Genomic DNA, 20,843 nt, shown 5'->3' with positions numbered 1-20,843 from the left:
CCGTGACGGACACGTCTTCAGACTCCGACGACGACAGCGGCCCGAAGAACCATCGGACCGTCGACCGGGTGACCCAGATCCTCGAGGAGGTCGTCTACCACCCGGGCATCGGCTTCGCCGAGATCGCCCGGGCGCTGGGCGCCCCCAAGAGTTCGGTGCACGGCTTCATCCGGGGCCTGCAGGCCAAGGGATGGCTGTACGAGGACAACCGCCGCTTCTATCTGGGGCCTGCTGTGTACGGCCTCACCCTGGCCAGCGGCCATATCCGCGCCGGGCAGGTGACGCAGACGGACCTCGACGCGCTGCACAAGGCGACCGGGCTGACCGTCTTTCTCGGTGTCGAGGCCGGTGACCACCTGATCTACATCGGGGAGTCGGGCACGGACGCGCTCACCGGATTCGCGGCACGCAGCAACATCCGGCGCACGCTGCTGTCGACGGCGGGCGGCAAGGCGCTGCTGGTGGCACGCCCGGACGCCGACCGGGAGACCTACCTGCGCCGCCAGCAGTCGGAGAACCCCGAGGTCGTCTCGGAGTTCCTCGCCGAGTTCGCCGACATCAGCAAGAGCCGCGTCGCGACGAATCTCCGCCACCACGGGGCCCAGCTCGCGCTCGCGGCCGTCGTGCGCAACCAGGCCGGCGACAGTGTCGCCGCGGCCATCCTCATCGGCCAGGCCGTCGAGATGAGGCCCCGTGAGGCCAAGCTGCGCACGGTACTTCTCAAGCACGTCGACTCCTGGTCGCGCCAGACCGTTTCAGCGAGGGAACCGATCTGACCGTCGATCGACCGTGAGGTTCAGGAACTCGTGGACCTCACGGGTGAAGACGTCGTTGTCGTCGCCTGCGACCATGTGACCCGCCGGGACCTCGACCAGACGCGCGGCGGGGATGAGGCCGAGCAGTTCGGCGGCGGCCTCGGCGGTGACCATGTCCGAACGGCGTCCGCGAACGAGCAGCGTGGGTGCCGTGATCCGGCGTGCGGCTCGGATCATCCTTTCCGCGGAGGTGTTCGCCGGGTCGGCTGTGAAGCTGAGGAAATCCGGGTCCCAGTGCCAGTACCAGCGCCCGTCCTCGCGCAGCCGGACGTTCTTCTTCAGCCCATCGAGCCCCGACGTCGGGCGACGGCGCGGGTTGTAGGAGCGGACGGCCTCCGCGACCTCCTCCAGTGAGGCGAACCCGTCCGGGGCGCCCCGCATGAAGGCGCGAACCCTGGCCTGCCCGGCCGGGTCCAGCCGGGGAGCGATGTCGACGAGAACGAGCCCCGCGACGGTACCGGGACACTCGCCCTCGGCGACCAGCGCGGTCCTGCCGCCCATCGACGCGGCGATCACCACGGGCGGTTCGTCCAGCGCCTCCACCGTCCGCGACAGATCCCCGACCATGTCGTCCAGGGTGTACAAGCCCGTCGGAGACCACCCGCTGTCGCCGTGCCCCCGGGCATCCAACGCGATGGTTCTCCAGCCCCGTGCGGCCAGCCGCCGTGCCGTCCGTGCCCAGGAGTGCCGCGTCTGACCGCCACCGTGCAGCAGCAGCACCGTGCCCTGCGGATCGTCGGGCTCCCAGCGGTCCGCAGCAAGGCCGATGCCGTGGACACCTTCGAACATGACCTGCTCGCGTGGGGCGCAGCCGGTCTCCGTCACGGGCTCTCCCTTGAACCGTTGACACTGTCGGCGGCCCAGCGTAGCTTGCATTGAGTCGAAATGGCGACATTAAGTTCGTATATACGAATTCACTTGTCGGGTGTCAGGGACGGCACCCGACGTCACGAACTACCCGTCGCGGATCCTGTGCCCGGCCTGACGGGGCCGCTGTGACGCAGGGCGAAAAGAATCAGGAGTGTCTCCGGTGATCGAACGCGACCAGATCTTCATCAACGGCAAGTGGGTGACCTCCTCGGGCGATGGCGTCATCTCGGTGACCAGCCCGGTCACCGAGGAGACCGTGGCGACGATCCCGGCCGGCTCGGCCGAGGACGTGGACCTGGCGGCAAGGGCTGCGGCGGACGCCTTCCCCGCGTGGTCGCAGACGTCGGTCGGCGAGCGGGTCGAGATGCTCCACAAGCTCGCCCGGCTGACCGAGGCCCGCAGCGAGGAGATCACGCGGGCCGTCGTGAGCGAGATCGGCCAGCCCGCGAAGATCGCGCAGGAGTCCCAGGGCGCCGCGGCGGTGGAGGACCTCCGGAGCATCGCGGAGAGCCTGCCCGGCATCGTGTGGGAGGAGCAGGTGGGCCACACCGTGGTGGCCCGTGAGGCCGCGGGTGTGGTCGGTGCGATCACCCCGTGGAACGGGCCGATGCGCATGGTCTGCATGAAGGCCGGGGCGGCGATCGCCGCCGGATGCACGGTCGTGCTCAAGGGCACGGAGGTCGCGCCGCTGAGTTCGTTCGTCTTCGCCGAGATCGTCGCCGAGGCCGGCCTGCCCGACGGGGTCTTCAACCTCGTCTCCGGCGCCGGCCCGGATGTCGGCGAGGCCCTGGTGACCCATCCGCTGGTCGACATGGTGTCCCTCACCGGTTCCGTACGTGCCGGGCGCAGGGTCATGGAACTGGCCTCGCAGTCCGTCAAGAAGGTCGCCCTGGAACTCGGCGGCAAGTCGGCCAACGTGATCCTGGAGGACGCCGACCTGGAGCAGGCCGTGAACGTCGGCATCGAGGACGCGTTCCGCAACTCCGGTCAGGTCTGCGGCGGACTGTCCCGCGTGCTGGTTCCGCGTTCCCGTCTGGCCGAGGCGGAGGAACTGGCCGTACGCAAGGCCGAGAGCTACGTGCTCGGCGACCCCTACGACCCGGCGACCACCCTCGGCCCCGTCGCCAACGCCACCCAGCAGCAGCGTGTGCGCGACTACATCCGCTCCGGCCTGGCAGAGGGCGTGCGTCTGCTCACCGGTGGCCCCGAGGCGCCGGAGGGCCTGGAACGCGGCTACTTCGTGCGGCCGACGGTCTTCTCCGGCGACAACACCTCGCGGATCGCACGGGAGGAGATCTTCGGACCCGTCGTGGTGATCATCCCCTTCGACAGCGAGGATGAGGCCTTCGAGATCGCCAACGACACGCAGTACGGACTCGCCGGGGCGATCTGGGCCGGTGACCCGGACCGGGCCAGGGCCCTGGCGCGCAAGCTGCGCGCCGGGCGCATCCGCATCAACGGATCGCCGGTCAACCAGCGTGCCCCGCACGGCGGTTTCAAACTGTCCGGTATCGGGCGGGAGTTCGGGCGCTATGGCATCGAGGAGTTCCTCGAGTACAAGTCCATCGGCTGACGAGGGCGAGGAGATCCATGATCACCGTCAACGCGCGCTCCACGGCCGGACCGGGCGAGCCGTTCAAGGCCACCACGATCGACCGCCGCGACGTCGGCCCGACGGACGTCCTCATCGACATCGCCTACTGCGGGGTCTGTCACACGGACGTCAGCCGAGCCCGCGGCGAGTTCGGGACGACCACGTACCCGCTGGTGCCCGGACACGAGATCGCCGGCGTGGTGTCGGCGGCGGGGCCCGATGTGAGCAGGTTCTCGGTCGGAAACCGGGTGGGAGTCGGCTGCATGGTCGACTCCTGCCGGGAGTGCGACTACTGCCGGGCCGGCCTGGAGCCGTACTGCCGCGCCGGACACGTCAGGACCTACAACGACACCGGCCGCGACGGGCAGCCCACTCTGGGCGGCTACAGCGAGAAGATCGTCGTCGACGAGGCCTACGTGGTCCGCATCCCCGACGCCCTCCCACTGCACACCGCCGCGCCGCTGCTCTGCGCCGGGATCACGACGTACTCGCCACTGCGGCACTGGAAGGCCGGGCCGGACAAGCGCGTCGCGATCGTCGGCTTCGGCGGCCTCGGACACGTAGGAGTGCCCATCGCGGCGGCACTGGGCGCGCCCCCCACCGTTCTGGACCTGACCCCGGACAAGCGTGACGACGCCCTGCGGCGCGGTGCCCGCGACTACCGCCTCACCACCGACCCCGCGACGTTCACCGATCTGGCGGGAGCCTTCGACCTGATCGTCTCGACCGCGCCGGCCAGCCTCGACTACGAGGCCTTCCTCGAACTGCTCACCCTGGACGGCACGTTCGTCAACCTCGGCGTGCCGAAGAGGCCGATCAGCGTCGATGTCTTCTCCCTGCTGTACAACCGGCGATCGCTGGCGGGCACGCTGGTCGGCGGCATCCAGGAGACCCAGGAGATGCTCGACTTCTGCGCCGAGCACGAAATCACCGCCGAGGTCGACATCATCCACGCCGATCAGATCGACACCGCCTTCGACCGGCTTGCGGCCGGTGACGTCCGCTACCGGTTCGTGATCGACATCAACACCATGGCGGCCGACTGACCAGTCGTGCGACTCCTCCCGCTCGTCACCTCCGAGGCAGTGGGGGAGCGTGCCACACCCCGCGTCTGCGTCAAGAGCACATGGGGTGTGGGCCCGGGGGCGGGGCCGGGCCCACACGCGGGTCACTTCGGCAGGCCGGCCGGGTCGGTCGCCCACTCGGTGTTCGGCTGGTCGGAGAGCCGGAAGGCGAGGGTGCCGCCCCGCCGGATCAGACCGGCGTCCGCCCAGGACTTCCGGTACGGCCGTCCGTCGCGTCGTACGGCGTCCACGTAGGCGTGTGTGGCGTCGGCCTCGGGGGCGCTGATCCTGATGTCCGCCCGGCCGGGCCGGTCAAGGACCGCGGTGCGGAAGACCGGCGCTCCCAGCAGCAGGGAGGCGCTGCCGGGGGTCTGCGGATACAGCCCCAGGGCGGAGAAGACGTACCAGGCGGACATGGTGCCCAGGTCGTCGTTGCCGGGCAGGCCCGAAGGTCCGGTGCCGTACACGGTGTCGAGGATCTGGCGCACGGTCGCCTGGGTCTTCCAGGGCTGTCCGAGTGCGTTGTAGAGCCAAGGGGCGTGAATGCCGGGCTCGTTGGTGGGGTCGTAGCGCAGCGCGTCGCCGCCGCGGACCGACCAGGAGCCGTCCGCCTTGTGGAAGAAGCCGTCGAGCCGGGTGGCGGCCACCTCCCGGCCGCCCATCGCCTCCGCCAGCCCCTGGACGTCCTGCGGCACCATCCAGGTGTAGGTGGCGCTGGTGCCCTGGGCGAAGCCGAGGTCGCTCGCGGGGTTGAAGGGGGTGACCCAGGAACCGTCCAGCCTGCGGGCCTGGATGTAGCCGGCGCCGGCGGTGGCCCCGGGGTTGAAGACGTTGCGCCAGTAGGCACCCCGCTCGGTGAGTGCCTCGGCCTCGGTCTGCCGCCCCAGCAGCTTCGCCCACTTGGCGAGCGCGGAGTCGGCGACGGCGTCCTCCAGGGTCTCGGCGGCACCGCCCCAGCAGTGGCACACGTCCTGGGCGGCGTAGTGCGAGCTCAGGTACTGGGCCAGATTGGGGCGTTGGCCCACGCACTGACCGGGACAGCCGGCGTCCAGAAGCCCGTCCGGATGGGGCACGGTGGCCTGGCGGACCAGCGAGTCGAAGGCCCCCTCGTAGTCGAAGTTGCGCACGCCCATGGCGTAGAACGTGGCGAGCGTCGCCGCGGACGGGTCGCCGGTCATCACATGGGTGGCGCCGCTGATGTGCACCCAGCGGTCCCACACTCCGCCGTTCTGCCGCGCGAAGTTGTACAGCGACTGCGCGAAGTCGCCCGCCACGGTGGGCTTCAGCAGGGCGAGCAACTGGATCTGCGCCCGGTACTGGTCCCATCCGGAGAAGTTGCTGTACTGCGCCCGCTGACCGCGCGCCAGACGGTGGACAGCCTGGTCCATGCCCCAGTAGCGGCCGTCGGCGTCGCTGATCAGGTTGGGCTGCATGAGGGAGTGGTAGAGCGCGGTGTAGAACGTACGGCGACGGGCGTCGTCGCCGCCCTCGACCCGGACCGCGCTCAGCTCACGGTCCCAGGACCGCGCCCCGGCCGCCGCCACCTCGGTCACGCTCGCGTGCGGCGCGATCTCCCCGCGGAGGTTGGCCTCCGCGCCGCCGAGACTGACGTACGAGATGCCGAGCCGCATGTGGACATCGTTGTCGGCGCTCGTGTCGAAGCCGACCCAGCCGCCGGAGCCGCGACCCGCGCGGTTCGCGCCCGTCGCGTAGCCCTCGCCGCCGGAGGCGGTGGCCGAGCCGGGGGAGAGCGTGCCGTCCTTCCAGGTGCCGACCGAGGAGAAGGCACGGTCGAAGGACGCGCTGAAGTACAGCTTGTAGTAGCTCTTGCGGTTGTTGACCCCGCCGTTCGCGCGACGGCCGCAGAAGGCGCCGGTGAGCACCCAGCCGGTCACCTTGCGGTGGGCGGCGTCGATGTCGACGTGCGCGTCCTCGCTGCCGTTGAGGGAGTTGGAGACCCGGAAGAGAAGGCTGGCGGGCTTGTCGCTCGGGAAGGTGAAGTCGGCGACGCCCGCGCGCCTGCTCACCGCCAGGTCGGCGGTGGCACCGGACTTCAGACCGAGCGTGTAGCGGCCGGGGCCGGCCTGCTCGTCGGCGTGCGAGAAGTCCGCGGCGTAGACGGCGTCCCTGGTGTCGGCGGAGGGCGAGGACGTGACGTCCCCGACGAACGGCATGATCGGTACGTCGCCGGCGGCGCCGGGATTGCAGCCGGCGCCGTTGACGTGCGTCAGGCTCAGGCCGCGGATGCGCGTGGTGTCGTACTGGTAGCCGTTGGCCGCGCCCGTGCTGGTCTGGTCGCCGGTCGTGCTGGTCGGGGACCAGGCGATCATCCCGTACGGGAGGGTGGCGCCGGGGTAGGTGTTGCCGCCGTTCGCGGAGCCGATCAGCGGGTCCACGAGCGCGGAGAGATGCTCGGCCGAACGGTCGGCCGCGATGGCCGGGAAGGGGACGGCCACGGCGAGAGCGGTGGCCACCAGCGCGATCACTGATCTCGTGCCGAAGCGTCTTGCGGTGTGCAGCGGTTGGCAGCGCATACGGTCAGTCGCCTTTCGCCGAGGGGCAGTTGAGCACAAGCTAGGAGGCCGCCCGGAGGGAGGGAAGGGGCCCGTGCGACCTGGCGGCAAAGGCGGGGTGAACGGTCGGGCCGCCGCCCGCGCGAACCAGGGCTGCCCGGGCGGATTACGCCGCCCACCCGATGCTCCGCACCCGGTCGGGATGCACCCCGGCGGCGTGAACGTCCTGGATCATCGGCCGACTTGGTGGCTTAGAGTGGCCTCACCACTACGCCGGAGATCCCGAAACCCGTGAGGTACACGCCAACCATGCCGACCGAAACGTTTGAGTTCCAGGTAGAGGCCCGTCAGCTGCTCCAGCTGATGATTCACTCGGTCTACTCGAACAAGGACGTCTTCCTGCGCGAGCTCGTGTCCAACGCCTCCGACGCGCTGGACAAGCTGCGCCTCGCCGCGCTGAAGGACGACACGCTCGACGCCGACGTCTCCGACCTGCACATCGAGATCGAGACCGACGGCGAGGCCCGCACGCTGACCGTGCGGGACAACGGGATCGGGATGTCGTACGACGAGGTGGGCCGGCTGATCGGCACCATCGCCAACTCGGGGACCGCCCAGTTCGTGAAGGAGCTGCGCGAGGCGCAGGAGGCGGGCGGCGGGGCCGACGGGCTCATCGGGCAGTTCGGCGTCGGCTTCTACTCCGGCTTCATGGTGGCCGACGAGATGACCCTGGTGACCCGGCGCGCCGGCGAGGACCGGGGCACCCGCTGGTCGTCGCGCGGCGAGGGCACGTACACCCTGGAGACCGTCGAGGACGCTCCGCAGGGCACCTCCGTCACGCTGCACCTCAAGCCCGCGGACGACGAGGACAAGCTGCAGGACTACACCTCGTCCTGGACGGTCAGGGAGATCGTCAAGCGGTACTCGGACTTCATCACCTGGCCGATCAGGACCGTCCCGAAGAAGGGCGAGGACGGCACGGACGCCGAGCCCGAGACCCTGAACTCGATGAAGGCCCTGTGGGCGCGCTCGCGCGAGGAGGTGTCCGACGACGAGTACCACGAGCTGTACAAGCACATCAGCCACGACTGGCGCGAACCGCTGGAGACGATCCGGCTGCAGGCGGAGGGCACCTTCGAGTACCAGGCCCTGCTGTTCGTCCCCTCGCACGCCCCGCACGACCTCTACACCCAGGGCTACCAGCGCGGTGTCCAGCTGTATGTGAAGCGCGTCTTCATCATGGACGACTGCGAGGCGCTGCTGCCGTCCTATCTGCGCTTCGTCAAGGGCGTGGTCGACGCCGCGGACCTCTCGCTGAACGTCTCCCGCGAGATCCTCCAGCAGGACCGCCACATCCTGATGATGCAGCGCCGGCTCACCAAGAAGCTGCTGTCCACCGTCAAGGACATGCGGAGCGCCGCCCCGGAGCGGTACGCCACCTTCTGGCGGGAGTTCGGCGCCGTGCTGAAGGAGGGCCTGGTCACCGACTCCGACAACCGGGACGCCCTCCTGGCCGCCTCCTCGTTCGCCTCCACCCACTCCGCCGACGAGCCGACCACGCTCAAGGACTACGTGGAGCGGATGAAGGACGGACAGGAGGACGTCTACTACCTGACCGGCGAGTCCCGCGAGAGCATCGAGAACTCCCCGCACATGGAGGCGTTCCGGGCCAAGGGCATCGAGGTCCTGCTGCTCACGGACGCCGTCGACGAGGTCTGGGTCGACGTCGTCGGCGAGTTCGAGGGCAAGCGGCTGCGGTCCGTCGCCAAGGGCGAGGTCGACCTGGGCGCGGAGGACGGCGAGAAGGCCGACGACGAGCGGGAGAAGCAGGGCGAGGAGTACGCCGCTCTGCTCGGCTGGATGAAGGAGCGACTGGCCGACGACGTCAAGGAGGTGCGTCTGTCCTCGCGCCTCACCGTCTCCCCGGCCTGTGTCGTCTCCGACGCGGACGACCTCACCCCGGCGCTGGAGAACATGTACCGCGCGATGGGGCAGGAGGTGCCGAAGGCGCAGCGGATCCTCGAACTCAACCCCGGGCATGTGCTCGTGAAGGGGCTGAACCAGGCGTACAAGGAGCGCGAGGACCACACGGAGCTCGCCGGGACCGCAGAACTGCTGTACGGCCTCGCCGTGCTCGCGGAGGGCGGCCGGCCGAAGGAGCCCGGGAGGTTCGTGAAGCTGGTGGCGGACCATCTGGAGCGCGCCCTGTAGCGAATCTTCACGGTTCGAGCACCGAAAATTCTAGTTGGTTGAGTCAATCAAATGGGCATACGATGCTGCGCAGTCGCGCAGGCTCGTATCCCCACGGAGGCCCGACCATGTCCCACGCGCAATCCAGGCCCGCAGCGAGAGGGGAGTCCGCCGCACCGCGGCCCGACCTGGTCGTCGCGGTGCTGGCCTTCGGCGGGATCGTGGTCTCGCTCATGCAGACCCTGGTCATCCCGATCGTCCCGGAGCTGCCGAAGCTGCTGGACGCACCCGCCTCCGACGCGGCCTGGGCGGTCACCGCGACCCTCCTCGCGGCGGCCGTCGCCACCCCCGTGATGGGCCGGCTCGGCGACATGTACGGCAAGCGCCGCATGCTGCTCGTCAGCCTCGTCATGCTGATGGCCGGATCGGTCACCGCCGCCCTCAGCGACGCGCTCGCCCCGATGATCGTCGGCCGTGCCCTCCAGGGTCTCGCCTCCGGCGTCATCCCGCTCGGCATCAGCATCATGCGCGACGAACTGCCCGCCGAGCGGCTCGGGTCGGCCACCGCGCTGATGAGTGCCTCCCTCGGTGTCGGCGGTGCCCTCGGGCTGCCCGCCGCCGCGCTCATCGCGGACCACTTCGACTGGCACATGCTGTTCTGGACCTCGGCCGTGCTCGGTGCCGTCGCGCTGGTGCTCGTGCTGCTGGCCGTGCCCGAGTCACAGGTGCGCACCGGCGGACGCTTCGACGTCGTCGGTGCCCTCGGCATGGCGGGCGGCCTGATCAGTCTGCTGCTCGCGGTCTCCAAGGGCGCGGACTGGGGCTGGACCAGCGCCACCACGCTCGGGCTCTTCGCCGCCGCGGTCGTCGTGCTGCTCCTGTGGGGCCTGTTCGAACTCCGGGTCGGCGAACCCCTCGTGGACCTGCGGACCACCGCCCGCCGCCAGGTGCTGGTGACCAACCTCGCGTCGATGGCCTTCGGGTTCTCCATGTTCGCGATGTCCCTGGTCCTTCCTCAGCTCCTGCAGTTGCCTGAGGCGACCGGCTACGGTCTGGGCAGGTCACTGCTGACCGCAGGGCTGGTCATGGCCCCCACCGGCCTGGTGATGATGGCCACGGCACCGCTCTCCGCGCTGGTCTCCAAGGCACGCGGCCCGAAGGTCACGCTCATGATCGGCGCGGTGATCGTCGCCGCCGGGTACGGCATCAACATCGTGCTGATGGACGCCGTGTGGGAGCTGGTGCTGGCCTCCTGTGTCATCGGCGCGGGCATCGGCTTCGCGTACGGCGCGATGCCCGCGCTCATCATGGGCGCGGTGGACCCCTCCGAGACGGCCGCGGCGAACAGCCTCAACACCCTGATGCGGTCCATCGGCACGTCGACCGCGAGCGCCGTCGCCGGGGTGATCCTGGCCCAGATGACCACGCCCTTCGGCGGCATCGCGCTGCCCTCCGAGAACGGCTTCAAGGTGGTCATGGCGGTCGGCTCGGGGGCGGCGCTGCTGGCGCTGTTCGTCGCGGTGTTCATCCCGGGCCGGAAGCGGGGGGTTGCGGGGCCGACACCGGCGCCGACACCGGCATCGGCACCGGCGCCGACACCGCTCGCGGCACCTGCGCCGGCCACGGCACCGGCCAAGGCCACGGCACCTGCGCCGGCCACGGCACCTGCGCCGGCCACGGCAGAGGCGCCGGACGGGGCCGCCGTGGGCGCCGCCGTCGCCGTGCCGCTGGCCCGCGCGGTGGCCGAGCTGGTCGCGACCGTTCCCGGGCTCGCCGAGGGCGATCCGGCCGGCGACGGACACTCCGTACGCGGACAGGTGCGCGGCGCGGAGAGCGCGCCGGTGGGCGGGGCCGCGGTCACGCTGATCTCGCTGGGCGGACGCCAGGTGGGCCGCGCGGTCGCCGACCCCGACGGCTCCTACGCGGTCCGGGCGCCCGGCGAGGGGACGTACGTCCTGATCGCCGCCGCCGACGGCCATCAGCCGCAGGCGACGACCGTGGTGGTCGGGCCCACGCCACTGACGTACGACGTGCTGCTCAGCGGGACCAGCGGGCTCGCCGGGGTGGTGCGCTCCGCGGAGAGCGGTGCTCCGGTCGCCGACGCGGTGGTCATCCTCACCGACGTCCGCGGCGACGTGCTGACCACCGCGCGGACCAACGGCATAGGCGAGTTCACGGTCGCCGACCTGGTGCCGGGGCCGGTGACCCTCGCGGTCAACTCGCCCAAGCACCGGCCGCTGGCGCTGCCCGTAGAGATCGGCACCACCGGGATCACCCGGGTCGACGTCGAACTGCGGCCCGGCGCGCAGGTGCGGGGCACGGTACGCGGCACGGCCGGGCCGCTGGGTGACGCCCGGGTGACCCTGATGGACGCCGCCGGCAACGTCGTCGCCTCCACGACCACCGGGCACGACGGGGCGTATGTCTTCTCCGACCTGGACAGCGGCCAGTACACGGTCGTCGCGACCGGCTACCCGCCCCGCGCGGCGGGCATCAGCCTCGCGGGCGGCGACGTGGACGACCACGACATCGCACTCACGCACACCGGGGAGTAGCCGGCCGGAGGAGCGGGGCGAGGGCGCCGCGCTCCTCCGGCGCTGCCAAACGCGAGTTCGGCGAGACGGAGATCACGGCGACGCGAGAGGTGGCTCATTGCAAGGTTAGCCTTACCTTATCTACCATGTGGTGGCCTGAGGGAGGCGATGCCACGGTGAACGCACCGCAACTGGGATCGGACATCGACTACGACGTCCTCGGAGTAGGTTTCGGCCCGTCAAATCTGGCCCTGGCCATCGCGATCGAGGAACACAACGCCTCGCTTCCGCCCGGACGGCAGCTCAACGCCCTGTTCCTCGAACGCCAGCCGCGGTTCGGCTGGCACCGGGGCATGCTCATCGACGACGCCACCATGCAGGTGTCGTTCCTCAAGGACCTGGTCACCCTGCGCAACCCGACCAGCGACTTCAGCTTCCTCTGCTTCCTGCGTGAGCGCGGGCGGCTCATCGACTTCCTGAACCAGAAGACGCTGTTCCCGCTGCGCCTGGACTTCCACGAGTACTTCGAGTGGGCCGCGGACCGGATGAGCCACCTCGTCGCCTACCACCACCCCGTCGTCTCCATCGACCCCGTGCGGGACGACTCCGGCGACGTGACCCGCTTCGACGTGGTCTGCCGGGACCCGAAACGCCCCGGCCGCACCCTGACCCTGCGCGCCCGGAACATCAGCGTGGCCGTCGGCATGGAGCCGCACCTCCCGCCGGGCGTCGAACTCTCCGAACGCATCTGGCACAACAGCGAGTTGCTGCCCCGTGTCGCCGAACTCACCGCCGAGGGAAGGCCGGTGCGTCGCGCCGTCGTCCTGGGCGCCGGGCAGAGCGCAGCCGAGACGGTCGACTACCTCCACCGCTCCTTCCCCGAGGCCGAGGTGTGCGCGGTGTTCGCCAAGTACGGCTACACACCGGCCGACGACAGCCCGTTCGCCAACCGCATCTTCGATCCGGAGGCGGTGGACGTGTACTTCGGCTCGCCCTCCGAGGTGAAACAGTCACTGGTCGACTACCACCGCTCGACCAACTACTCCGTCGTCGACATGGAGTTGATCGAGGCGCTGTACGCCACCGCTTACCGCGAGAAGGTCGCGGGCCGCGAACGGCTGCGCTTCCTCAACGTCTCCCGCATCCGCGACGTACGCCGGAAACCCGACGGCTCGCTGGACATCGCCGTACGGTTCCTGCCCACCGGCGAGGAGGAGACCCTGGATGCCGACATCCTGGTCCACGCGACCGGATACCGCCCCCGGGACCTCGCCGCCCTGCTCGGCGAGGCCGCCAAACTCTGCCTGCGCGACGACGGCGACGCCCTGCGGGTGACCCGCGACCACCGGGTGGAGACCACCCCCGACGTCACGGCCGGCATCTACGTCCAGGGCGCCACCGAACACACCCACGGCCTGACCTCGACCCTGCTGTCCACGACGGCCGTCCGGGCCGCGGAGATCCATGAGTCCCTCCTGGAGCGCCGGACCGCGACCGTCTGAGCCGCACGGGTTCAGTTGGGCAGCCCCGTTTCCCGCCTTCTCGAACAGCCGCACCATCGCCTGCTCGAAGTTGTTCGAAAGGGCGGCTCTACCTTGCACGAGCGATCATCGCGGGGGAGGGTGACGGCATGACGTACGTCGAGGACGAGCTGATGAGCCAGCCGGAGTGCTGGACGCAGGCCGCCGCCGAGGCAGCCCGTCACGCGGGGAAGCTCCCGGCGGCGGGGGAGCGGGTCGCGATCGTCGGCTGCGGCACGTCCTGGTTCATGGCCCAGGCCGTGGCCGCCCTGCGCGAGGGCGCGGGACACGGCGAGACGGACGCGTTCGCCGCCTCCGAGTTCCCGTACGACCGTCCCTACGACCGGATTCTCGCCCTCAGCCGCTCCGGCACCACCACCGAGGTGCTCGACCTGCTCACACGCGTCGAGGGACGTACGCCCACGACCGCCGTCACGGCCGACCCCGACACCCCGGTGATGCGGGCCGCCGACCAGGTCGTCGTCCTGGACCACGCCGACGAACGCTCCGTCGTGCAGACCAGGTTCGCGACCACCGCGCTCACCCTCCTGCGCGCCCATCTGGGCCTGCACACCGACGCCGTCGTCGCCGACGCGCGCACCGCACTCGCCGAGCCCCTGCCCCAAGGGCTCGTGGAATGCGGACAGTTCACGTTCCTGGGGCGTGGATGGACGGTCGGTCTGGCGAACGAGGCCGCGCTGAAGATGCGCGAGGCCTCACTGTCCTGGACCGAGGCCTACCCCGCCATGGAGTACCGGCACGGGCCGATCAGCGTGAGCGGCCCCGGCACGGCCACCTGGATGTTCGGGGCCGAGCCCCAGGGACTCGCCCAACAGGTGCGGGACACCGGCGCGTTGTGGATTCCCGGCCGGCTCGACCCGCTGGCAGAACTGGTCCGCGCCCAGCGGCTCGCGGTGGCCGTCGCCGCAGCCCGCGGCCTCGACCCGGACCGCCCCCGCCATCTCACCCGCTCGGTCGTCCTGCGAGCGCGGCCGACCGGGAGCTGACGTGCCCCTCACGACCACCGGCGAGCTGATCACCCGCGCCCGTGCCGCCGTCACCGCCTTCAACGTCATCACGCTCGAACACATCGAGGCCGTCGTCACCGGCGCCGAGGCCGCCGGAGCGCCCGTCGTCCTCCAAGTCAGCGAGAACGCCGTGAAGTTCCGCCAGGGACGGCTGCTGCCGCTGGCCCGGGCCGCCGTAGTCGCCGCCCAACAGGCCGCCGTACCCGTCGCGTTGCACCTCGACCACGTCCAGAGCGACAGCCTCCTCCGGCAGGCCGCCGACGCCGGGTTCGGCTCCGTGATGTACGACGCCTCCCGTCTGCCGTACGCCGAGAACCTCGCCGCCACCCGCGCGGCCGTCGACTGGGCGCACTCCCAAGGGCTGTGGATCGAGGGGGAGTTGGGGGAGATCGGCGGCAAGGGCGCCCATGCCCCCGGAGCCCGCACCGACCCCGCCGAGGCCCGTTCCTTCGTCGCGGGCTCCGGGGTGGACGCACTCGCCGTCGCCATCGGCAGCGTCCACGCCATGACCACCCGCACCGCCGCTCTCGACCACGCCCTGCTCGGCCGGCTCGCCGCTGCCCTGGACGTCCCGCTCGTCCTGCACGGCTCCTCCGGAGTCCCCGACCACGAACTGACCGCCGCAGTCGCGGGCGGCATCACCAAGGTCAACGTCGGCACGGCCCTCAACCAGGCCATGACCGGCGCGATCCGGGAGCACCTCGACGCCCGTCCCGAGGCGGTGGACCCACGCGGCTACCTGGCCGAGGGCCGGGAGGCGATGGCGCGCACGGTGGAGCGAACCCTGCGCCTTCTCACGCCTTCCTGACGCCCACTCAGCCTTGCCTGACCGCCTTCAGCACCACGAACTTCCGGTCACCGGCGACCGTTTCGCAGTTCCCGAACAGACGCTTCAACTTCACGTGGTAGCTCAGATGCCGGTTGCCCACCACCCACAGCTCGCCGCCCGTCCGCAGCGCCCGCCGCGCGCCGGTGAACATCCGCCACGCCGTCGCGTCCGTGGTGGCCTGGTGGGAGTGGAACGGCGGGTTGTTCAGCACGACGTCCACACTGCCGTCCGGGACCCCGGCCAGCCCGTCGCCGACCCGGAACTCGGCGTGCCCCGGCACCCCGTTCGCCTTGTACGTCGCCTCCGCCGAGGCCACGGCCTGGAACGACTCGTCCGTGAACAGCACTTCGGCCCGCGGGTCGGCCAGCGCCACCGCCGTACCGACGATCCCGTTCCCGCAGCCCAGGTCCACCACCCTCGGACCGCCGCGCATGTCCGGCAGATGCCGCAGGAAGAACCTGGTGCCGACGTCCAGCCGGTCGGCGCAGAACACACCCGCGTGGTTGACGACCGGGCGCCCGGCGAGCGTGCCGCCGACGTCGTCGGGAAGGTCGTAGGCGTACGGCCACGGGCTCGCGGGCCGCTTCAGCGCGGGGGCCGGGGTGCACAGGATCAGCCGGGCCTTCTGCTCGGCCAGGGAGGTCCGGGTCGGGCCGAGGATCCGCTCGAACAGCCTCAGCGTCGAGGTGTGGATCTCCTTCACCATGCCGGTGCCGGCCACGACCGTGCCCGCGTGCAGTGCCGGCGCCAGCCGCAGCAGCTGGTCCTCCAGGAGGGCCAGGCTCTTCGGCACCCGGACCAGGAGCACGTCGATGCGGTCGGGCACCGGGTCCTGCGTCGTGAGCAGCCCCACCGAGCCGGCCGGCACCCCCGCCCGCGCGAGGTTCGCCCGGGTCGCCTCCTGCCCCAGCCAGGAGTCGGTGATCTGCACCGGCGAGTGCGCCGCGAGCGCCGTGACCAGCGCACCCCAGCGGTCGCCCAGCACCACGACCGTGCCGGACAGGTCGGTGCCCTGCTCGGCGAGATGCCTGAGCAGATACGAGTCCGAGGCGTCCCAGGCACGCAGCCTGTCACGCGGCTCCTCGGGAAAGCGGGCCAGTTCGAACTCGCCCCACGGCGTCGTCATACGGTCGTCCATGATGTGCCAAGGCTAGCCGAGTCCCAGCTCAGGCCCGCTGAGGGAGAATGAGGTCATGGACGGTGAGCTGTTCGCGCGGGAGCGTGCGCTGGTCGCACCCGGTGCGGTGCACGTCCCCGACTGGCTGGACGCGGACCGGCAGCGCGAGCTGGTGGCGGCCTGCCGGGAGTGGGCGCGTCCGCCGGCCGGACTGCGGACGGTGCGCACCCCCGGCGGCGGCACGATGACCGCCCGCCAGGTCTGTCTCGGCTGGCACTGGCACCCCTACGCGTACGCCCGCACGGTCGTCGACGGCGACGGCACACCGGTGAAGCCCTTCCCGGCCTGGCTGGACGAACTGGGCCGGCGCGCGGCGGCCGACGCACTGGGCCGCGCACCGGAGCCGTACGACATCGCGCTGATCAACTTCTACGACGGCGACGCCCGCATGGGCATGCACCGCGACGCCGACGAGAAGTCCGACGCGCCGGTGGTGTCCCTGAGCCTCGGCGACACCTGCGTCTTCCGCTTCGGCAACGCCGAGACCCGCACCCGGCCCTGGACCGACGTCGAGCTGCGCAGCGGCGACCTGTTCGTGTTCGGAGGCCCGTCGCGGCTCGCGTACCACGGGGTGCCGCGCGTCCGGCCCGGCACGGCGCCGGCCGCGCTGGGTCTGACCGGACGGCTGAACATCACCCTGCGGGTCAGCGGCTTCCCCGACGACGTCTGAGTAACGGATCATGGGAGACTCACCTCCATGAGCGGGAAGGCGGACCCCCGGCCGGCGGGGGAAGGGACCACCTCGAGAGCGCGGCTGGACCGGGGGCGAGGTGCGCTCGGGCCCGCGTTGGAGCTCGTGCACACCGGGCGGGCGCCCACCCGCGCGGTGCTCACCGCCGAACTCGGCGTGACCCGTGCGACGGCCGGCGCGGTCGCCGCCGAGCTGGAGGCGCTCGGTCTGATCAGGGTCGACGCCCGTCCCGGCGCCGCCGCAGGTTCACAGGGCCGGCCCTCGCACCGGCTGGACGTCGCCGAGGAGGGGCCGGTCGCGTTGGCCGCCCAGGTCCACGCCGACGGCTTCCGGGCCGCGCTCGTCGGCCTCGGCGGGCGGATCGTCGCCACCACGCCCAGCTGCGAGGCCGTCGACGCCGACCCCGCCAAGGTGCTCGGCGCGGCCGTGGACGCGGGAGCCGACCTGCTCCGCGAGACCGGCCGCCGCTGCGTGGGCGCCGGACTCGCCGTACCGTCCGCCGTCGCCGAACCCGAGGGCCTGGCCCTCAACCCGCTCCACTTGGCCTGGCCGGCCGGGGCGCCGGTCCGGGAGATCTTCGCCGAGCAGGTCCGCGCCGCCGGGATCACCGGCCCCGCCTTCGCGGGCAACGACGTCAACCTCGCCGCCCTCGCCGAACACCGGCACGGCGCCGGGCGCGGCGCCCGCGACCTGCTGTGCGTGGCCACCGGGCACCGGGGCGTCGGCGGCGCGCTCGTCCTCGACGGCCGTCTGCACACCGGCAGTTCGGGCCTCGCCCTCGAGGTCGGCCACCTCACCGTCAACCCCGAGGGCCGCCCCTGCCACTGCGGCAGCCGCGGCTGCCTGGACGTCGAGGCCGACCCGCTCGCCCTTCTCAGCACCGCCGGCCGCGAACCCGGCCCCGAGGGCTCCCTGCTCCAGCAGGCCAACGAACTGATCCGCGAGGAGTACGGCGACCCCGTCGTCCGCACGGCCGCCGAGACCCTCGTCGACCGTCTCGGCCTGGGCCTGGCCGGTCTGGTGAACATCCTCAACCCCGACCGCATCATCCTCGGCGGCCTGCACCGCACGCTCCTCGACGCCGACCCCGACCGGCTGCGCGCGGTCGTCGCCGACCGCAGCCTCTGGGGCCGCAGCGGCGGCGTCCCTATCCTCGCCTGCTCCCTCGACCACAACAGCCTGGTCGGCGCGGCGGAACTGGCCTGGCAGCCGGTGCTGGACGATCCGCTGTCGGCGCTGAGCGCGGTGCGAGCGTAGGTTGATGCCATGACCGACAAGCTCACCGTAAGCGTCCTGGGCACCGGCATCATGGGCGCCGGCATGGCCCGTAACCTCGCCCGAGCCGGGGGGCTCGCCGTCCGCGCCTGGAACCGCAGCCGCGCCAAGGCCGAGCCGCTGGCCGCGGACGGCATCACCGTCACCGGCACTCCCGCCGAGGCGGTCGAGGGCGCCGACGTCGTACTGACCATGCTGTACGACGGCCCGGCCGTGCTGGACGTCATGCGCGAGGCCGCTCCCGCGCTGCGCCGGGGCACCGTCTGGGTGCAGTCGACGACCGCCGGGATCGAGGCGATCGGAGACCTCGCGGCGTTCGCCGACGAGCACGGACTGGTGTTCTTCGACGCGCCGGTGCTGGGGACCCGGCAGCCCGCCGAGACCGGCCGGTTGACGGTCCTCGCGGCCGGCCCCGCCGACCACCGGCACGTGGTGGCGCCAGTCTTCGGCGCCGTCGGCGCGCGCACCGTGTGGACCGGCGAGGACGGCGGCGCGGGCAGGGCGACCCGGCTGAAGCTGGTGGCCAACAGCTGGGTCCTCGCGGCCACCGCGGCGACCGGCGAGGTGGTCGCCCTCGCACAGGCGCTGGACGTCGAACCCGAGACGTTCTTCGGCCTGATCGCCGACGGCCCCCTGGACATGGGCTACCTGAGGGCGAAGGCGGGCATGATCCTCGAAGGCCGGCTCTCCCCGGCCCAGTTCGCGGTCACGACGGCGGCGAAGGACGCCCGGCTGATCGTCGAGGCGGGACGCAGCAACGGCGTACGGCTCGACGTGGCCGCCGCGAGCGCGGAGCGCCTGGAACGCGCGGCGGCACTGGGACACGCCGACGAGGACATGGCCGCCGCCTACTTCGCCAGCTTCGACAAGCAGCCGTAGCACGTCACTTCATGTCACTTCACGTGACTTCCCCGTCCTTTTCCAGTCGGCGCCGAAGGCCCGGCCGGGGTTCTCCGTCAGGATCCGGGTCACCAGCTCCTCTCCCACCGCGAGTTCCAGCCGGGGGCGGAGCCGGCGCAGCAGATACGGCATCCCAGGGCCGCCGTTGACGGACCGGGCCGCCTGACGGTGCATCGAGCCGTCCGGTGAGCGATTGAGATGGCCGAGGATCACCCGGTGCGGCGGCACCTCCAACTCCCCGCAGAGCAGGTCCAGCACGTCGAGCGCGCCGCTGCCCAGTTGCGCGTCCTGGTGCAGCCCCGTCGCGGCGACGACCTGGACTCCGGACTCCCGGGACAGCCGGGGCAGATCGGCGGCCCGCCGCCCCAGACCGTACGGCGTCCACTGCGCGACGGAACCCCCGCCCAGCGCCCGGAACGCCGCCAGCTCGGCCCGTGCCGCGTGCGGGGCGCGCAGTTCCTGGCCGGCCAGCCGGGGGCTGGAGAGGAACAGATGGTCGTGTGCGTCGCACACCCCGAGACGCTCGGGCGGCAGGTCCCCGAGGACCGTCCGTACGGCGGTCACCACCGGCGGCCCCCGGGCAGCGCCGGCCGACCGGGCGCCGACAGGTGCAGCACCTGGAACAACTCCCCGTCGGACTTCGGCGTGTCGTGGTCCCACAGCGAGAAGTGCACGGTCTCCCAGCGGCTCGTGTCCACGGCCGCCGCCGCGAGCACCGCGCCGTCCTCCCGTGCCAGCCGCCCGGCCTCCTCCACCGCCTCCCGCGCGGCGTCGCCGAGCACCCCTCCCTCCGGCACCGGCCGCCGCAGCCGTAGGGCCCACCGCGCGGGCGAACCGGCGGCGACTCCCTCCTCGTACGCGAGGCCGGTCCACTGCCGGACCACCGGGCGGCCGAAGTCGTCGGTCAGCCCCTGGAAGGCGCCGCCCCAGAGGAAGGCGTTCATGCCCTCCACGGTGTCCCAGAGGTAGAACGGCGCGTACTGGGTGACCGGCGAGCCGTGTGTCCCGCGCTCGCGCAGCAAGTACGCCTTGAGGCCGAGGCCCTGCCAGTCGTCGAGGAGGTGTCCGACGCGGGCCACGCGCGCGCGGACGACGGCCGTGTCGTAGTCGGCGGGCAGGGTGAGTTCGTACTGCATCGCGTGCATCGGGCCTCCTAGGACTGGGAGCAGGACTGCGGGGACAGGAGCGCGAGCAGTCCGCGCACTCCCGCGTCGAACGCGGCCGGGGAGCCGGAGGCACGGGCGAGGACATAGCCGCCCTGGACGGTCGCGACGACGGTGGCGGCGATCTCCTCGCCGTCCAGCCCTGGCGCGAACTGCCCCTGTTCCTGGCCCTCTTCGACCAGGTGGGCGAGCCGCTCGCGGATCCAGTCGATCGTCTCGTCCACGGGCTCGCGCAGTTCGTCGCTCGCGATCACCTCGGGGTCCATCGTCAGCCGGCCGATCGGACAGCCGCGCAGCACCTCCCGCTCGCGCGTGAGATACGCCCGGATCCGCTCGTACGGAGTGCCCGGCCCGTCGAGCACTGCGCCCGCGGTGGCCCGCATCTCCTCGGCAGTCCGCCGGATCGCGGCCAGGGCGAGCTCCGGCTTGCCCTTGAAGTGGTGGTACATGCTGCCCTGCCCGGCGCCCGCGCGCTCCAGGATCGCCTTGGGGCTGGTGCCCACGTAACCGCGCTCCCAGAGCAGCTCCCGGGTGGATTCGATCAGTCGGTCCGAGGTACTCATGCCGCCACTGTACATACTAGTAGTTACAGAAGTCGAGGGTCGCAGGAAGGAGCCCCGGGACGCTCGCGTACTCCCCGGGAGGTACGCGCACTGCCGCTGGCCGTACGACGACCCGGA

General features: G+C 71.6%; 17 protein-coding genes. 11 read left to right on the top strand and 6 right to left on the bottom strand.

Annotation, left to right across the window (positions count from 1 at the left end; all coding sequences use genetic code 11):
- Positions 1 to 2 precede the first annotated feature (2 nt).
- On the top strand, positions 3 to 776 hold the full coding sequence (locus tag ACFPIH_RS34040) for an IclR family transcriptional regulator (protein WP_381166985.1): 774 nt from the start codon (positions 3 to 5) through the stop codon (positions 774 to 776).
- On the opposite strand, the gene ACFPIH_RS34035 is transcribed toward ACFPIH_RS34040, so the two are convergent.
- Positions 756 to 1,640, bottom strand: a complete 885-nt coding sequence (locus ACFPIH_RS34035; protein WP_381166983.1) for an alpha/beta fold hydrolase — start codon at positions 1,638 to 1,640, stop codon at positions 756 to 758. The genes ACFPIH_RS34040 and ACFPIH_RS34035 overlap by 21 nt on opposite strands.
- Before the next feature lie 205 nt (positions 1,641 to 1,845).
- Here ACFPIH_RS34035 and ACFPIH_RS34030 point away from each other — a divergent pair, with 205 nt between their 5' ends.
- Positions 1,846 to 3,258: an aldehyde dehydrogenase family protein gene (locus ACFPIH_RS34030; protein WP_381166981.1), complete on the top strand. Its 1,413-nt coding sequence runs from the start codon at positions 1,846 to 1,848 to the stop codon at positions 3,256 to 3,258.
- 17 nt (positions 3,259 to 3,275) lie between these two features.
- The gene (locus tag ACFPIH_RS34025) at positions 3,276 to 4,325 is read left to right on the top strand and encodes an NAD(P)-dependent alcohol dehydrogenase (protein ID WP_381166979.1); all 1,050 of its coding nucleotides are present in this window, start codon (positions 3,276 to 3,278) and stop codon (positions 4,323 to 4,325) included.
- 122 nt (positions 4,326 to 4,447) lie between these two features.
- Here ACFPIH_RS34025 and ACFPIH_RS34020 read toward each other — a convergent pair whose 3' ends face one another.
- Positions 4,448 to 6,877, bottom strand: a complete 2,430-nt coding sequence (locus ACFPIH_RS34020; RefSeq protein ID WP_381166977.1) for a GH92 family glycosyl hydrolase — start codon at positions 6,875 to 6,877, stop codon at positions 4,448 to 4,450.
- A 288-nt stretch (positions 6,878 to 7,165) separates the two neighbouring features.
- Here ACFPIH_RS34020 and htpG point away from each other — a divergent pair, with 288 nt between their 5' ends.
- From htpG to ACFPIH_RS33995, 5 genes are all read left to right on the top strand, one after another.
- The gene (gene htpG, locus ACFPIH_RS34015) at positions 7,166 to 9,067 is read left to right on the top strand and encodes a molecular chaperone HtpG (protein ID WP_381166975.1); all 1,902 of its coding nucleotides are present in this window, start codon (positions 7,166 to 7,168) and stop codon (positions 9,065 to 9,067) included.
- Between the two features lie 107 nt (positions 9,068 to 9,174).
- On the top strand, positions 9,175 to 11,601 hold the full coding sequence (locus ACFPIH_RS34010) for an MFS transporter (RefSeq protein ID WP_381166973.1): 2,427 nt from the start codon (positions 9,175 to 9,177) through the stop codon (positions 11,599 to 11,601).
- A gap of 155 nt (positions 11,602 to 11,756) precedes the next feature.
- Positions 11,757 to 13,082, top strand: a complete 1,326-nt coding sequence (locus ACFPIH_RS34005) for a lysine N(6)-hydroxylase/L-ornithine N(5)-oxygenase family protein (protein WP_381166971.1) — start codon at positions 11,757 to 11,759, stop codon at positions 13,080 to 13,082.
- Between the two features lie 128 nt (positions 13,083 to 13,210).
- Positions 13,211 to 14,107 (top strand): SIS domain-containing protein, encoded by an 897-nt coding sequence (locus tag ACFPIH_RS34000; protein WP_381166969.1) that lies wholly within the window; start codon positions 13,211 to 13,213, stop codon positions 14,105 to 14,107.
- A gap of 1 nt (position 14,108) precedes the next feature.
- Positions 14,109 to 14,936 carry a class II fructose-bisphosphate aldolase gene (locus tag ACFPIH_RS33995; RefSeq protein WP_381166967.1) on the top strand — a complete coding sequence of 276 codons (828 nt, stop codon included), beginning with the start codon at positions 14,109 to 14,111 and terminating at the stop codon, positions 14,934 to 14,936.
- A gap of 7 nt (positions 14,937 to 14,943) precedes the next feature.
- Here ACFPIH_RS33995 and ACFPIH_RS33990 read toward each other — a convergent pair whose 3' ends face one another.
- Positions 14,944 to 16,083: a methyltransferase gene (locus tag ACFPIH_RS33990; protein ID WP_381167526.1), complete on the bottom strand. Its 1,140-nt coding sequence runs from the start codon at positions 16,081 to 16,083 to the stop codon at positions 14,944 to 14,946.
- A 67-nt stretch (positions 16,084 to 16,150) separates the two neighbouring features.
- On the opposite strand from ACFPIH_RS33990, the gene ACFPIH_RS33985 reads away from it, so the two are divergent.
- The 3 genes from ACFPIH_RS33985 to ACFPIH_RS33975 are packed head-to-tail and all read left to right on the top strand — an operon-like array spanning position 16,151 to position 18,979.
- Entirely contained in the window at positions 16,151 to 16,804 is a 654-nt protein-coding gene (locus ACFPIH_RS33985) for an alpha-ketoglutarate-dependent dioxygenase AlkB family protein (protein WP_381166965.1), read from the top strand.
- 27 nt (positions 16,805 to 16,831) lie between these two features.
- Positions 16,832 to 18,082: an ROK family protein gene (locus ACFPIH_RS33980; protein WP_381166963.1), complete on the top strand. Its 1,251-nt coding sequence runs from the start codon at positions 16,832 to 16,834 to the stop codon at positions 18,080 to 18,082.
- A 9-nt stretch (positions 18,083 to 18,091) separates the two neighbouring features.
- On the top strand, positions 18,092 to 18,979 hold the full coding sequence (locus tag ACFPIH_RS33975) for an NAD(P)-dependent oxidoreductase (RefSeq protein ID WP_381166961.1): 888 nt from the start codon (positions 18,092 to 18,094) through the stop codon (positions 18,977 to 18,979).
- Between the two features lie 9 nt (positions 18,980 to 18,988).
- Here the strand turns inward: ACFPIH_RS33975 and ACFPIH_RS33970 are convergent, their stop codons facing one another.
- Genes ACFPIH_RS33970 through ACFPIH_RS33960 form a run of 3 tightly spaced genes read right to left on the bottom strand, consistent with a single transcriptional unit; the run spans position 18,989 to position 20,726 of the window.
- Positions 18,989 to 19,564 carry a phosphotriesterase family protein gene (locus tag ACFPIH_RS33970; protein ID WP_381166959.1) on the bottom strand — a complete coding sequence of 192 codons (576 nt, stop codon included), beginning with the start codon at positions 19,562 to 19,564 and terminating at the stop codon, positions 18,989 to 18,991.
- On the bottom strand, positions 19,561 to 20,145 hold the full coding sequence (locus tag ACFPIH_RS33965) for a DUF4865 family protein (protein WP_381166957.1): 585 nt from the start codon (positions 20,143 to 20,145) through the stop codon (positions 19,561 to 19,563). The genes ACFPIH_RS33970 and ACFPIH_RS33965 overlap by 4 nt, the downstream gene beginning before the upstream one ends.
- A gap of 8 nt (positions 20,146 to 20,153) precedes the next feature.
- A complete protein-coding gene (locus ACFPIH_RS33960; protein WP_381166955.1) occupies positions 20,154 to 20,726 on the bottom strand; it encodes a TetR/AcrR family transcriptional regulator in 573 nt (190 codons plus the stop codon).
- Positions 20,727 to 20,843: the final 117 nt, after the last annotated feature.

Origin of the sequence: Streptomyces vulcanius (genome assembly GCF_042653945.1) — a bacterium.
GTDB classification, from domain to species: domain Bacteria; phylum Actinomycetota; class Actinomycetes; order Streptomycetales; family Streptomycetaceae; genus Streptomyces; species Streptomyces mangrovi.
Note: the sequence above shows the minus strand (reverse complement) of the source record. Positions and strands in the feature narration are given on the sequence as shown.